10 protein-coding genes are annotated in these 13382 nt (G+C 71.6%); 7 read left to right on the top strand and 3 right to left on the bottom strand.

The window, feature by feature from the left end:
• The first annotated feature begins 65 nt into the window (after positions 1 to 65).
• The 5 genes from serA (at position 66) to B0I28_RS14260 (ending at position 6075) form a co-directional block, all read left to right on the top strand.
• Complete coding sequence (gene serA / locus B0I28_RS14240; protein ID WP_106364508.1) at positions 66 to 1664, top strand: phosphoglycerate dehydrogenase; 1599 nt, start codon at positions 66 to 68, stop codon at positions 1662 to 1664.
• Positions 1665 to 1838: 174 nt separating this feature from the next.
• Entirely contained in the window at positions 1839 to 2876 is a 1038-nt protein-coding gene (locus tag B0I28_RS14245) for a 3-isopropylmalate dehydrogenase (protein WP_106364509.1), read from the top strand.
• Positions 2877 to 3059: 183 nt separating this feature from the next.
• Positions 3060 to 4157: a branched-chain amino acid aminotransferase gene (locus tag B0I28_RS14250; protein WP_106364510.1), complete on the top strand. Its 1098-nt coding sequence runs from the start codon at positions 3060 to 3062 to the stop codon at positions 4155 to 4157.
• Positions 4158 to 4297: 140 nt separating this feature from the next.
• Entirely contained in the window at positions 4298 to 4891 is a 594-nt protein-coding gene (locus B0I28_RS14255; RefSeq protein WP_106364511.1) for a hypothetical protein, read from the top strand.
• Positions 4888 to 6075, top strand: coding sequence for a PrsW family intramembrane metalloprotease (locus B0I28_RS14260; RefSeq protein ID WP_106364512.1), 1188 nt, complete (start codon positions 4888 to 4890; stop codon positions 6073 to 6075). Before B0I28_RS14255 ends, B0I28_RS14260 begins: the two co-directional genes overlap by 4 nt.
• 131 nt (positions 6076 to 6206) lie before the next feature.
• Here B0I28_RS14260 and B0I28_RS14265 read toward each other — a convergent pair whose 3' ends face one another.
• Positions 6207 to 6905, bottom strand: a complete 699-nt coding sequence (locus B0I28_RS14265) for a hypothetical protein (RefSeq protein WP_106364513.1) — start codon at positions 6903 to 6905, stop codon at positions 6207 to 6209.
• Between the two features lie 356 nt (positions 6906 to 7261).
• Positions 7262 to 8533 carry an MFS transporter gene (locus tag B0I28_RS14270; protein WP_181245788.1) on the bottom strand — a complete coding sequence of 424 codons (1272 nt, stop codon included), beginning with the start codon at positions 8531 to 8533 and terminating at the stop codon, positions 7262 to 7264.
• Positions 8534 to 8689: 156 nt separating this feature from the next.
• Between B0I28_RS14270 and B0I28_RS14275 the strand changes: the two genes are divergently transcribed.
• Positions 8690 to 11203: a tetratricopeptide repeat protein gene (locus tag B0I28_RS14275; RefSeq protein WP_106364515.1), complete on the top strand. Its 2514-nt coding sequence runs from the start codon at positions 8690 to 8692 to the stop codon at positions 11201 to 11203.
• A gap of 35 nt (positions 11204 to 11238) precedes the next feature.
• On the opposite strand, the gene B0I28_RS14280 is transcribed toward B0I28_RS14275, so the two are convergent.
• Positions 11239 to 12291, bottom strand: a complete 1053-nt coding sequence (locus B0I28_RS14280) for a polyprenyl synthetase family protein (RefSeq protein ID WP_106364516.1) — start codon at positions 12289 to 12291, stop codon at positions 11239 to 11241.
• Between the two features lie 95 nt (positions 12292 to 12386).
• Between B0I28_RS14280 and metF the strand changes: the two genes are divergently transcribed.
• Positions 12387 to 13292 carry a methylenetetrahydrofolate reductase [NAD(P)H] gene (gene metF / locus B0I28_RS14285; protein ID WP_106364517.1) on the top strand — a complete coding sequence of 302 codons (906 nt, stop codon included), beginning with the start codon at positions 12387 to 12389 and terminating at the stop codon, positions 13290 to 13292.
• The last annotated feature ends 90 nt before the right edge of the window (positions 13293 to 13382 follow it).

Below are 13382 nucleotides of genomic sequence, written 5' to 3' on the forward strand. Positions count from 1 at the left end.
CATTGCCGCTGACGACGCAGCGCCGCGCCCGGTCCTCCGTTGCTCCTTACCTTTGCGAGGTATCCATGACCGAACCGAAACCTGTCGTGGTCATAGCCGACCCGCTCGCGCCCGCTGCGATCGAGGTGCTCTCCGGGGACTTCGACGTCCGGGAGATCGACGGGACGAACGTGGACTCCCTCCACGCCGCGCTGGTCGAGGCCGACGCCGTGATCGTCCGGTCCGCGACCACCATCGACGCCGCCGCGCTCGAACACGCGCCGAAGCTCAAGGTCGTCGCCCGCGCGGGCGTGGGCCTCGACAACGTCGACCTGCCCGCCGCCACCGAGCGCGGCGTCATGGTCGTGAACGCGCCCACGTCGAACATCGTGTCCGCGGCCGAGCAGGCCATCACGCTGCTGCTCGCCAGCGCCCGCCACATCGCGCGCGCCGACGCGTCGCTGCGCGCCGGCCGCTGGGACCGCAAGAAGTTCACCGGTGTCGAGATCCAGGGCAAGACCCTCGGCGTGATCGGCTTCGGCAAGATCGGGCAGCTGGTCACCACCCGCATGCAGGCGTTCGACATGGACGTCGTCGCGTACGACCCGTACGCCCAGCCCGCGCTCGCCGCGAAGCTCGGGGTGCGCCTGGTCGACCTCGACACGCTGCTGTCGCTCGCCGACTTCATCACCATCCACCTCCCGAAGACCCCCGAGACCGTGGGGATCATCGGCGAGGACGCGCTCAACAAGGTCAAGCCGGGCGTGCGGATCGTCAACGCCGCGCGCGGCGGGCTGATCGACGAGGACGCGCTCGCCGCGGCGCTTCAGGACGGCCGCGTGGCCGCCGCCGGGCTCGACGTGTTCGTGAAGGAGCCGTGCACCGACTCGCCGCTGTTCGCGCTGGACAACGTCGTGGCCGCGCCGCACCTGGGCGCCTCCACGCGCGAGGCCCAGGACAACGCGGGCCTGGCCGTCGCCAAGAGCGTGAAGCTCGCCTTGTCGGGCGAGTTCGTACCGGACGCGGCGAACGTGCAGGCCGGGGGTGTGGTCCACGAGGAGGTGCGCCCGCTGCTGTCGCTCGCGGAGCGCCTGGGCCGGACGTTCAACTCGCTGGCCGGCTCGGCCGTGCAGTCGGTGACGGTGGAGGTCCGCGGGGAGGTCGTCGCGCACGATGTGACGGTGCTCCAGCTGGCGGCCTCGAAGGGGCTGTTCGTGGACGTGGCCGACTCGGTGACGTACGTGAACGCGCCGCTGGTGGCCGAGCAGCGCGGGGTCGAGGTCGGCCTGTACACGTCGCAGGAGTCGCCGGAGTACCAGACGCTGGTCACCCTGCGCGGCGCGATGGTCGACGGCCGCGGCCTCACCGTCTCGGGGACGATCAGCCCCGGGCCGCACGGCGGCCCGCGGCTGACGGACATCGACGGGTTCGAGCTGGACATCGACCTGGACGGGTCGCTGCTGTTCCTGCGCTACACGGACCGGCCCGGCGTGGTCGGCCTCATCGGCGGCGCGATCGGCGACCTGAACATCAACATCGCCGCGATGCAGGTGGCGCGCAAGGCGGCCGGGGGCGAGGCGGTCATGGCGATGGCGCTCGACGCGCCGGTGCCGAGCGAGGTGCTGGGCCGCGTGAAGGACTCCGTGGGCGCGACCGGCGCGAAGGCCGTGACCCTCCAGGACTGAGGGATTCACTGAATCCCCTGCGTCTCAGCCGTTCCATCTGCTGAGAGCCGTTCGTCGGAATGCGGGACGGGTGCGTTATGGTGAACGCACCCGCCCCGCATTCCCCGTTCCCGGCCGCGATGCCGGACGGGTCCGAGTGCGCGGCGTCGAGGAAACGGAAACCAGAGAGGCACCATGAGCAGGATCGCGGTCATCGCCGGCGACGGCATCGGGCAAGAGGTCACCGCCGAGGCGCAGAAGGTGCTCGCCGTGGCCCTCCCGGGCTACGAGTACACCGAGTACGACCTCGGTGCGCGCCTGTACAACCGGACCGGCGAGATCCTCCCCGACAGCGTGCTGTCCGAACTGGACGAGCACGACGCGATCCTCCTGGGCGCCATCGGCGACCCGACCGTCCCGCCGGGGGTCCTCGAACGCGGCCTGCTGCTGAAGCTCCGCTTCGAGTTCGACCAGTACGTGAACCTGCGGCCGAGCCGCCTGTACCCGGGCGCGTCCTCGCCGCTGGCCGACGTCAAGCCCGGCGACATCGACTTCGTGGTCGTCCGCGAGGGCACCGAGGGCCTGTACACCGGCGCCGGAGGGAACCTCCACACCGGCTCGCCCGCGGAGATCGCCACCGAGGAGTCCCTGAACACGCGGTACGGCACGGAGCGGGTCGTCCGCGACGCGTTCGAGCGCGCCCGCCGCCGCCGCGGCCACCTGACGCTCGTCCACAAGACGAACGTGCTGGTCCACGCGGGCGGCCTGTGGAAGCGCGCGTTCGACGACGTGGCCGCCGAGTACCAGGACGTGACCACCGAGTACCAGCACGTGGACGCCGCGGCGATGTTCCTGGTGAACCGGCCGCACACCTTCGACGTGATCGTGACCGACAACCTGTTCGGCGACATCCTCACCGACATCGCCGCCGCCGTCACGGGGGGCATCGGCCTGGCCGCGACCGGCTCGATCAACCCCGACCACACGCACCCGTCGACGTTCGAGCCCGTGCACGGCTCGGCCCCGGACATCGCCGGGCAGGGGATCGCCGACCCGGTCGCCGCGATCTCCTCCACCGCGCTCCTGCTGGAGCACCTCGGCCGCGCCGACGCCGCCGCGGCCGTCAACGCCGCGGTGGAGCGCGAGCTCGCGTCCCGCGACAGCGGGACCCAGATCCGCACCGGCGAGGTAGGCGACCGAGTAGCCGCCGACGTCGCCGGACAGCTCAGCTAGACCCAAGCAACAGCTTCAGCGCCCGGCGGGCCCGCGTTCGACCAGAACGCCTCGCCGGGCGTTTTCCCGTGTCAGGCCCCAGATGACAGGCTGCCGCCCGACCACCTGAACGAGCGGTAAGTTAAGCATCAGGACCAGTAACGACAAGCACACACCCGACCTTGTGAATCCGAAGGACAGATCATGACCACCGACGGTCTTCCCGACCTCAGGCGCGAGCCGCACCCGAACCCGACCCCGGACGCCGAGCGCGAGGCGATCCTCGCCAACCCCGTCTTCGGGACCGTGTTCACCGACCACATGTTCACCATGACCTGGACCGAGGGCCGCGGCTGGCACAGCGCGACCCTGAAGCCGTTCGGGCCGCTCACGCTCTCCCCGGCGGCCGCGGTCCTGCATTACGCCCAGGAGATCTTCGAGGGCCTCAAGGCCTACCGCCACGAGGACGGGTCCCTGGGCCTGTTCCGCGCCGAGGCGAACGCGCGGCGCCTCAACATCTCCGCGGACCGCATGGCGATGCCGCACCTCCCCGAGGAGTGGTTCCTCGCGTCGATCCGCGAGCTGCTCGCCGCGGACGGCGACTGGGTCCCGAGCCAGGACGAGGCCACCCTCTACCTGCGCCCGTACATGATCGCCTCCGAGTCGTTCCTCGGCGTGCGGCCCGCGAAGGAGTACCTGTACCTCCTCATCGCCTCCCCGGCCGCCGCGTACTTCAAGGGCGGCCCCAAGCCCCTGACGCTGTGGGTGTCCGAGGAGTACAACCGGGCCGGACCGGGCGGCACCGGCGCGGCGAAGGCCGGCGGGAACTACGCCGCGAGCCTCCTGCCCCAGTCCGAGGCGATCGAGCACGGCTGCGACCAGGTCATCTTCCTGGACGCCGTGGAGTACAAGTACGTCGACGAACTCGGCGGCATGAACCTGTTCTTCGCGTACGAGAACGAGCGGGTGCTCTACACCCCCGAGCTCGGCACCATCCTCGCCGGGATCACCCGCGACGCGATCCTCACGCTCGCCACCGAAGCCGGGTGGGAGGTCCGCGAGACGAAGTACTCGATCGACCGCTGGCGGGACGACGCCGAGTCGGGCCTGCTCACCGAGGCGTTCGCGTGCGGCACCGCCGCCGTCATCACGCCCGTGGGCACCGTCAAGGGACGCAAGGGCTCGTTCACCATCGGCGGCGGCGAGGCCGGGAAGTTCACGATGCAGCTGCGCCAGACGCTCCTGGACCTCCAGTACGGGCGCACCGAGGACACCCACAACTGGATCACCAAGCTCGACTGACCAGGGGCGACGCGCGCGTTCCCGCGGCACAGTCAGCTACCCGACAGCGGACTCCGCGTCCGCGTGAAAACCGGACAAACCATGGTCCCCTTCCCGTACCTTTGATTCCACGTGTGTCAATGGCTCGGGGAGGGGACGCATTGGCTGAGGTCACGATCCGGCTGAACCGGCTGGGGCTGGAGCGCGGCCGCATGTGGCAGGCCGTGGTGGCCGCCGTCGCCGTCGTCCTGCCCGTCGCCGTGTGGATCGGACTCGAACGGGCCCTTGGGGACTCCGTGCAGAACATCGGCGAAGGCGACACCCTGTTCCTCCAGTCCTACCCCGTCGCCGGGGCCAGCCTCGAATACGAGCTGCCCGGCTCGGGCTGGACCAGCCCCGGCGTCCACTTCGCCGACCAGCGCCAGAACTTCGTGCGCGACCACCTCACCGCCTCCGTCGAGGTCGACTCCGGCGTCGACAGCCTCGAACGGCTCCTCGACCGCCGCGTCCAGCCCGTCATCGCCCAGAACGGCTACATCTACAACAACATCCGCGCCTACACCGACGCGGCCGCCGGGCTCGCCGGGTACCGCGCCGACATCATCGGCATCGACTCCGCCGGGTCGATCACCGTGGTGGGCAACGACAAGGGCGCCGCCGCGATCCTCGTCCTCATCGCCCCCGGCTCCGACCCCGCCGCCGCCGACGTCGACCCCGAGCCGTACGTCGCCACCTTCGAGCTGGAGGGCAAGTGACCGTCCGCACCGAACGCGTCGTCGTCGAGTCCCAGGGCGCGTTCATCCGCATCAGGCGACCCGCCTACTGGCTGTTCGTCGCCTGCCTCGTCTACGGCCTGCTCGAACTCGGCCGGATCTTCTCGCCCGACTACGGCGACATCGCGACCGCCCTGTGGGCCTCCATCGCCGTCAACGCCGTCCTCGCGATCGTGTTCCTCCAGATCCTCTCCCGCCTGGACCTGTTCGAACGCGAACCGCCGACCGTGCGCGCGGCCGCGATGGCCTGGGGCGGCATCGTCGCCGTCGCGCTCGCGATGCTCGCCAACAACGCCGCGCTCGTCGTCCTCGCCGAACTCGCCGACGCCAAATGGGCCCGCACCTGGGGGCCCGCGATCGTCGGCCCGATCAACGAGGAGTGGCTCAAGGCCCTCGGCGTGGTCATGCTCGTGCTCATCGTGCGCGAGCACTTCGACCGCTCCATCGACGGCCTCATCTACGGCGCGCTCGTCGGCCTCGGCTTCCAGGTCGTCGAGAACCTCACGTACGCGGTGAACTTCGCGGCCCTGAACCCCAACTCCGACATGGCCGGGGCGCTCACCGTTACGTTCACGCGCGTGCTCGTCGCCGCCCCGTTCTCGCACCCGCTGTACACCGGCGCGGCCGGGCTCGGCATCGCGTTCTTCGTGACCCAGACGCGGCGCTCGTTCAGCACCCGCCTCGGCGTCATGGTCGGCCTGTTCGCGCTCGCGCTGGCGATGCACGGCCTGTGGAACCTGCCGATGCCGTCCTCGTTCCCCGCGGGGCTCGCGATCCCGCTAACCTACGGCAAGGGCCTGATCATCCTCGGCCTGTTCTTCGTGCTGTACCACTTCGCGGCCCGCGCCGAGTGGCGCTGGTTCGTCACCACCATGTCCGATGAGGATGAAGCGGTGATCACGACCGAGGACCTCACCGAGATGCGGTCGCTGCACTCGCGGCGCAAGGCCCGCAAGCGGGCCCAGAAGCGCTGGGGCAAGGACGCCTCGCAGCTGCTGCGCCAGCTCCAGCACGAGCTGGTGAGCCTGGCGACGCTCGTCGCCCGCGACCAGCGCCGCGGCGACCGCGACGGCGACAGCCCCGACGTGGCCGCCGTCAAGCGCAACATCACCGCGATCCGGGCCGAGCTCGACCAGGCCAAAGGCGCTGTGGCGGCGAAGAAGTAGGAGCGGCCGGCCCTGCTCGGCCGGATCAGTGCCGGACGGGCCGGGGCGAAGACCGCGGCCAGGACCTGCCCGGCCCGATCAGCGCCGGACCGGCCCGGACGAAAGGAGCGGTGGCCGCGTAGAACCAGCGGTCAGCCGCCGACCGGGCCCTTGCGGGGGATCGGGGCGACCGAGCCCTTCTCGGCCTGCGCGGGCGCGCTCGCCGACTCGCTCGACGGCTCCTCGCTCGGCGTGTGGCTCATGGTCACCGACTCGGACGAGCCCGGGTCGGTCGTCGGCGCCTCGCTCGTCGGCTCCTGGGTCGGCTCGCCGCTGGTGGGCTCCTCCGTGGGCGTCGTCTCCGTCGGCTCCTCGGTGGGCTCCTCCGTCGTCGGCTCCTGGGTCGGGGAGCTCTCCTCCTCGGTGGGGCCGCGGGTGCCGTCGTCGCCGCCGATGGGCACCAGGTCGGGGGAGCGGCCGCCCGTGCCGCCGCCGCTCCCGCGGCCCTGGGTCGCCGCTCCCGCGGTCGACTCCTCCGCGCTCGGGTCGGCGGCGTCGCCGCCCCGGGGCGCCTCCTCCTCCGCGGCCGTGTCGGCCGCTTCGGCGTCCTGGCCCGTCGTGTCCGAGCCGAGCCCGAACCAGCCCTCGATGATGTCCGCGTCGTCGCCGTCGGCGATGCCCGGCACACCCGCGCCGCCGCGCACGAGCGCTCCTGTCGCGATGACCCCGCCGGCGACGGTCGCCACCGCGATCACCCCGATCCGCCGGAACCGCTTCGAGCGGCGCAAGTCGTAGCCGAGCGAGCGGACCGCGCCCTTGGTCTCGCGCCCGATGGCACCGAAGAGTCCCACGTGTCTCCCACCGTCCGTTCGTGTCCTTCACTCGGATCAACGATCGGGGCGACGAAGGGTAACCGTCAGGTCACCCGTGCGGGGGTCATGCGAACGACCGACTCCGAACGGGGGACCGGGCGAGACGGCGATCGTCCACTGACGGTCGGAATGATGTCGCGGGCTGAGGCCGCTCGGCTCAGGACGCCGTCGGGCCCGTGCCGACAATTCGGCACGGGCCCGACGGGAGTCGCCCTTAGCGGGTGCCCCAGGTGATGTCCTTGCCCCAGCTGGTGTCTTTACCCCAGCTGGTGTCCTTGCCCCAGCTCGTGTCCTTCTGCATGTGGTTCATCGTGTTCCCTCCTCTCCTGTGTCGCTCATGTCCTGACCGGTTCCGAGCGGTCCTCGGCGGGAGGCGCCGACCGCTCGGAGACTTGCGGCTCGTCCGGTGCGGCGAGCCTGAAGACGAGGCCGATCGCGAGCGCGACGACCGAGCCGGCCGCGCCGCACAACGCGATCGACAAGGCCGGGGACAGCGCTTCGGCGAGGACGCCGGCGAGCGCCATCCCCAGCCCCTGGGCGGTCTGGAGGCCGGCGGCGGCGAAGCCGATGGCGCGGGCGCGGATCTCGTCGGGCACCTGGAGCACGAACCTGACCTCGGCGATGACGACGAAGCTCGAACACAGGCCGGAGACCGCCCACAGCGCTACCGCAGCCCAGACGCCCGGCTCGGCGAACGTCACGACGAGCGGGAGCCCGGCGGCGAAGGCGAGCGGCACCGTCAGCCGCCGCCGCACCTCGGTTCCCAGACGGGCCACCAGGAGTCCGCCGATCGCCATCCCGGCGACGTCGGCCGCCATGAGCAGGCCGACGGCGGACGCTCCCGCGCCGATCTCGGCGACGTACGGGGCGGCGAGCGATTCGGGGACGACGTAGAACCCGAACGTCCAGGCCAGCGCGGCCAGGCCCATCAGGCTCCGGTTCCTCGCCACGAGCCGGACTCCGGCCAGGGCGAACCGGCCCTTCGGGGCGCTGCTCCCGGTGTCCCCGCCGGTCTCGGGCAGGTGCGGGCGCAGGCCCCAGCGCACGAGCGCGGCCGAGACCAGGAAGGTGAGCGCGTTGACGGCCAGGACCAGATGCGGGCTGCCGGTGGCGGCCACGACGACCCCGCCCAGGGCGAACCCGGCGATCTGCGCGATGCCGTCCGTGGCGCCGGTGATGCCCATGCCGACCTGGTAGCGCCCGCCGGGCAGGACTTTGGGGAGGGTCGCGATGCGGGCGGAGGAGAACAGCGGTTCGGGGCAGGCGACGGCCACCACGAGGAGGCCGAGCACCGGCAGCGGCATTGCCGGAACCGCCATGAGCCCGATGAGGACCGCCCGCAGTACGTCCACAGTCCACATGACGGTGCGGCGTGAGTACCGGTCCGCCAGGCCCGCGAGCAGGGGTGCGGTGAGCAGCGGCGGCAGGTAGGTCGAGGCGTAGACCAGCGCGGTGAGCGCCGCCGACGAGGTCCGTTCGAACACCAGCAGCGACAGCGCGACCCGCGCGAACTGGTCGCCGATGCGCGACTGCGCCTGAGCGATCCAGAGCACCCGGAACTCGCCGACGGCGAACACGTCGCGGAATCGGGCCGCCTGCTCTGACATGCGTCTCCTAGGTGTCGACCCGAAGCCGGGACGGGTGGGACCGTCGGGGAGGAACTGTGACGGACGACGCCATTGCATCCGCTGCGGCCGTTGACGGCAAGCTTCCGCTGAACTATCTTGAACTCGCCCATCCGCCGCCCCCGCCAGCGGAGACCCGTGAATCCCGAACCCCGCCGATCCGGCAGCGCCATCGCGCAGCTCTCCTCCTGGCTGGCCGTGCACCTCTCCGACAGCGGCCGGACCGTCGCCGAAGTGGCCGACGAGCTCGGCGTGAGCGAGGAGACCGTCCGGTCCTGGCTCGCCGGCCACCGGCCCGGCGACGAGGACGGCGCGTTCGCCCACCTCGACACCCCGGCCAAGCTCGGCGGCTGGCTGCGCGCCCGCATCGCCGACTCCGGCTGCAGTGTCCGGCAGATCGCCGAGACCACCGAGAACGTCAGCCGGGTGACGATCTACTACTGGATCCGCGGCGAGTACCTCCCCAAGCCCCCGACCGGCGACGCCCCCGACCGCTTCGACCAGCTCCTCAGCAACCCGCGACTGGGTCTGAGCCTGCGCGAGCGCGTCGAGCTCGACGAAGTCCGCCGCCGCCTCACCGGCACCTCGCTCAACGCCGAGAAGCCCGTCGCCGACTGGCCCTCCCGCGCACTCCCGGCCGACGACAGGGCCTTCTTCGGCCGCAACCAAGAGCAGCGACGCCTGGACCGCCTGCTGCGCGAGCACCGACGCGGCCGGTCGGTGGTCGTCGCCGCACTCACCGGCATCGGCGGCGTCGGCAAGACCGCGCTCGCCGTGCACTGGGCGCGCAGCCGGGCGGTCAAAGCGCGCTTCGTCGACGGCTGCCTGTACGTCAACCTCAACGGCTACGCCGACCTGCCTCCGACCGACCCGCACCAGGCGCTCGCCGGCCTGCTCGAACAACTGGGCGTCGACCCGGAGGCCGTGCCGGACGACCCCGACGCATTGGCCGCGCGCTACCAGGAGGCACTGCGCGGCAAGCGAATGCTGATCGTGCTGGACAACGCCCACGCCGAACCGCAGGTCCGCCCGCTCATACCCACCGAGCCGGACTGCCTGGTCCTCATCACCAGCCGCAGCCAGCTCGACGGACTGCGCGCCACCCACTCCGGCACCGTCCACCTGCCCCTGGACACCCTTTCAGGCGCCGAAGCCGCCTCGCTCCTGCGCGGCCTCCTGGGACGGCCGATCGCCAACGACGCCGAAGCAGACGAGATAGCGGCCTTCGCCGACGCCTGCGGCCGCCTGCCGCTCGCCATCCACATCGCGGCCGCGAACCACCGAACCCACCACGCACGGACCGCCTCCGTCGGCGACTACGCCCGCATGCTCACCGAGAACCGACTCGGCCGCTTGAACGTCGGCCCCACCGACCCGTCCACCTCGGTCGCCGAGGTGTTCGACCGGTCCTACCGCCACCTCTCCGCCCCGGCACAGCGCACCTACCGCCTCCTCGGCCTCCACCCGGGCCTCGACCTGTCCCCGGCACTGGCGACCAGCCTCACCGGCATGAGCGCCGACGACACCGCCGCCGCCCTGATGGAACTGACCCGGGCCAGCCTGCTCACCCAGAGCCCCGAAGGGCGCTACTCCCTCCACGACCTCCTCCGGGAGCACGCCACCGCGCTGGCCGAGCGCACCGACCCGGAAGCCGAGCGCCGAAAGGCCATGCGGCGGCTGCTGGACCATTACACGCACACCGCCTGCCCCGCGGCCGCGATGATTCGACCGAGCATCGACGAGCTCGCCATCCCGCTGGGGGTGCCGAGCCCCGGCACCGCCCCCGAATCCCTCACCGAGCGGGAGGCGGCGCGGGCCTGGTTCCAGACGGAGCATGCGGGCATGGCCGCCGTCGTGCTCCGCCAACCGGAAGGCGAACTCGACGTCCAGGTCTGGCAGTCCGGCTGGGCGCTCTCCGGCTTCTACTACGTGCGCGGCCACATGCGCGACCAGGTCGTCCTCCAGCTCGCAGCCCTGGGCGCCGCGGAGCGGATCGGCGATTCGGCCGCGCAGGTCCACTCTCATCGGGTCCTGGCCTGGAGCTATACGGGGCTCGGGCGTTTCGAGGACAGCCGGGCGCACCTGCTCCGGGCGTTGCGGCTCGCCGTCGCGGCCGAAGACCGTATCGCGCAGGCGGCCACCCACCACGGTCTCGCCAACCTGGCCGCGCTGCAAGGACGTCACGGCGCGGCACTTGAACACTCCCAGCGGTTTCTGGAGCTCTCCAGTGCGCAAGGCAGCCGCATCGGCGTGTCCCGCGCGCTGAACGCGGTCGGCTGGTATCACGCCCAGCTCGGCGAGTACAAGGAGGCGATCGAATACTGCGAACGAGCACTCGATGCCTGCCAAGCGGTCGAATCCGACCTGCGCCCCCACCTGGAGGCCGCCGTATTGGACAGCCTCGGCTTCATCCACCATCGCCTCGGCCGGTACGAACGCGCACGCTCCTGTTACCACCTGGCCCTCGCGCGCGTTCGCGAAGCCGGATCGCGCCGGGGAGAGGGCGAGGTGCTCTCGTCTCTCGGCGAACTCCACCTCTCGGCCGGTGACCCCGACGCCGCCCGCGAGGCGTTGCAGGAGGCGCTGGGAATCCTCACCGACATCGGCCACGCCGGCGCCGACGACCTCCGCCGCAGACTCGCCGACCTCTGAAGCGGTGTCGCAGCGTGAGGCCTGCGGCCGCCGGCCTAGAAGTCGCGCTTCACGGCCTTCACGAGGAGGCCCGCGAAGACCTCCAGGGCCGCGGGGTCGACGTCGGCCCGCGAGTCCTCCAGGGCCGCTTCCGCTTCCGCGGCGAGCGCCTCGATGCGGTGCTCGGTGTCCGCCAGCGCGCCGGTGTCCATGAGGACCGCGCGCAGCCGCGCCACGCCCTCGGCGTCGAGGTCCGGGTCCCCGAGCCCGGCGTCCAGGACCGACCGGCGGCCCGCGTCGGCCGCGGCCCAGGCCCGCGCGACCAGGAACGTGTGCTTGCCTTCGCGCAGGTCGTCCCCGGCGGGCTTGCCGGTCTGCGCGGGGTCGCCGAAGACGCCGAGTACGTCGTCGCGGAGCTGGAACGCCTCGCCGAGCGGCAGCCCGATCGCCGAGTAGTGCGCGCGGACGCGCTCGGGGGCGCCCGCGAGGGACGCCCCGATGAGCAGCGGCCGCTCGATCGTGTACTTCGCGGACTTGTAGCGGGCGACCTTCGCGGCGGTGGCCTCGGAGACGTCCCGGCGCACCTCCGAGAGCACGTCGAGGTACTGCCCGGCGCTCACTTCGGTGCGCATCAGGTCGAAGTCGCTCCGCGCGGCCGCGACTTTCTCGAACGGCATCCCCGCGGAGCAGAACAGCTCGTCGGACCAGGCCAGGCACAGGTCCCCGAGGAGGATCGCGGCCGCCGACCCGAACTCCAGCGGCCGTCCCGACCAGCCTTCGCGCTCGTGGAGGGACGCGAAGCGCCGGTGGATCGAGGGGGCGCCGCGCCGCGTGTCGGAGCCGTCGATGAGGTCGTCGTGCATGAGCGCGGACGCCTGGAGCAGTTCGAGGGAGGAGACGCAGGCGACGAGCTCGTCGGAGTCCTCCAGGCCCGCCCCGCGGGCGCCCCAGTACGCGAACGCGGGCCGCAGCCGCTTCCCGCCGCCGAGCACGAAGTCGCGCACCGCGTCGGCGTAGACGCCGAGCCGTTCGTCGATGCCGCAGATGACCGCGGCCTGCCGGTCCAGGAAGGCCGCCAGGGCCGCGTCGACGCGCTCGTTGAGCTCCACGTTCCGAACGCTAGACGAGCTTCCGCGCGTCCCACCTGTTGGGTGTCCGCGAATGCAGGTCAGCACACGTGTGTCAGTCCCGTTACCGTTGGGTCATGACACTCGGGACGCCCAGCGTGATGCCGGTCAAGGCCGCCAAGATCGGCGACCTGCTGCGGTCCGGCGAGCCCAAGTTCTCGTTCGAGCTGTTCCCGCCCCGCGACGAGGCCGCCGAGGGCGTCCTGTGGCGGACCATCCGCGACCTGGAGCGCCTCGGCGCCGACTACGTGTCGGTGACCTACGGCGCGGGCGGGTCCACGCGGCTCAAGACCGTCGACACCACGAACCTCGTCAACTCGGAGACGACGCTGCTGACGATGGCGCACTGCACCGCCGTCGACCACTCCGTGGCCGAGCTGCGGAACCTCATCGGCCACTTCGCGAACGTCGGGGTCCGCAACATCCTCGCGGTGCGCGGCGACCCGCCGGGCAACCCGCGCGCCGACTGGGTCCAGCACCCCGAGGGCATCCTGCACGCCCGCGAGCTCGTCGAGCTCATCAAGGAGTCCGGCGACTTCAGCGTCGGCGTCGCCGCGTTCCCCGACGGGCACCCGCGGGACGTCGACTGGGACACCGGGGTCCGCTACTTCGTGGAGAAGTGCCGCGCCGGGGCCGACTTCGCGATCACGCAGATCTTCTACGACGTCGAGGACTACCTGCGGCTGCGCGACGCCGTCGCCGCCGCCGGATGCGACATCCCGATCGTGCCGGGCATCATGCCGATCACGAACATCAAGCAGATCGAGCGGTTCGCGGTCCTCACCGGGATGGTCTTCCCCGAGGCCCTCGCCGAGCGCCTGCGCGCCGTCGCCGACGACCGCGACGCGGTCCGCGACATCGGCGTCGAGGTCGCCACCGCCATGGGCGCGCGCCTCCTCGAAGAAGGCGCCCCCGGGCTGCACTTCACGACCCTGAACCACTCGCGGTCGACGCGCCGCGTCTGGAAGAACCTGCGCCCATAGGGAACCGGACGACACGACTGGGGGATTGCGGTCACTGCCGCAACACGTAGAGTCCTCTGCTATGTCCGATGCTGCGAATACGCGTGTGAT

It is taken from the genome of Glycomyces artemisiae (assembly GCF_003002955.1).
GTDB classification, from domain to species: domain Bacteria; phylum Actinomycetota; class Actinomycetes; order Mycobacteriales; family Micromonosporaceae; genus Glycomyces; species Glycomyces artemisiae.

Coding starts and splice junctions, on each gene's coding strand:
- serA (WP_106364508.1), top strand. CDS start 66: ATGACCGAACCGAAACCTGTCGTGGTCATAGCCGACCCGCTCGCGCCC.
- B0I28_RS14245 (WP_106364509.1), top strand. CDS start 1,839: ATGAGCAGGATCGCGGTCATCGCCGGCGACGGCATCGGGCAAGAGGTC.
- B0I28_RS14250 (WP_106364510.1), top strand. CDS start 3,060: ATGACCACCGACGGTCTTCCCGACCTCAGGCGCGAGCCGCACCCGAAC.
- B0I28_RS14270 (WP_181245788.1), bottom strand. CDS start 8,533: ATGTCAGAGCAGGCGGCCCGATTCCGCGACGTGTTCGCCGTCGGCGAG.
- metF (WP_106364517.1), top strand. CDS start 12,387: ATGACACTCGGGACGCCCAGCGTGATGCCGGTCAAGGCCGCCAAGATC.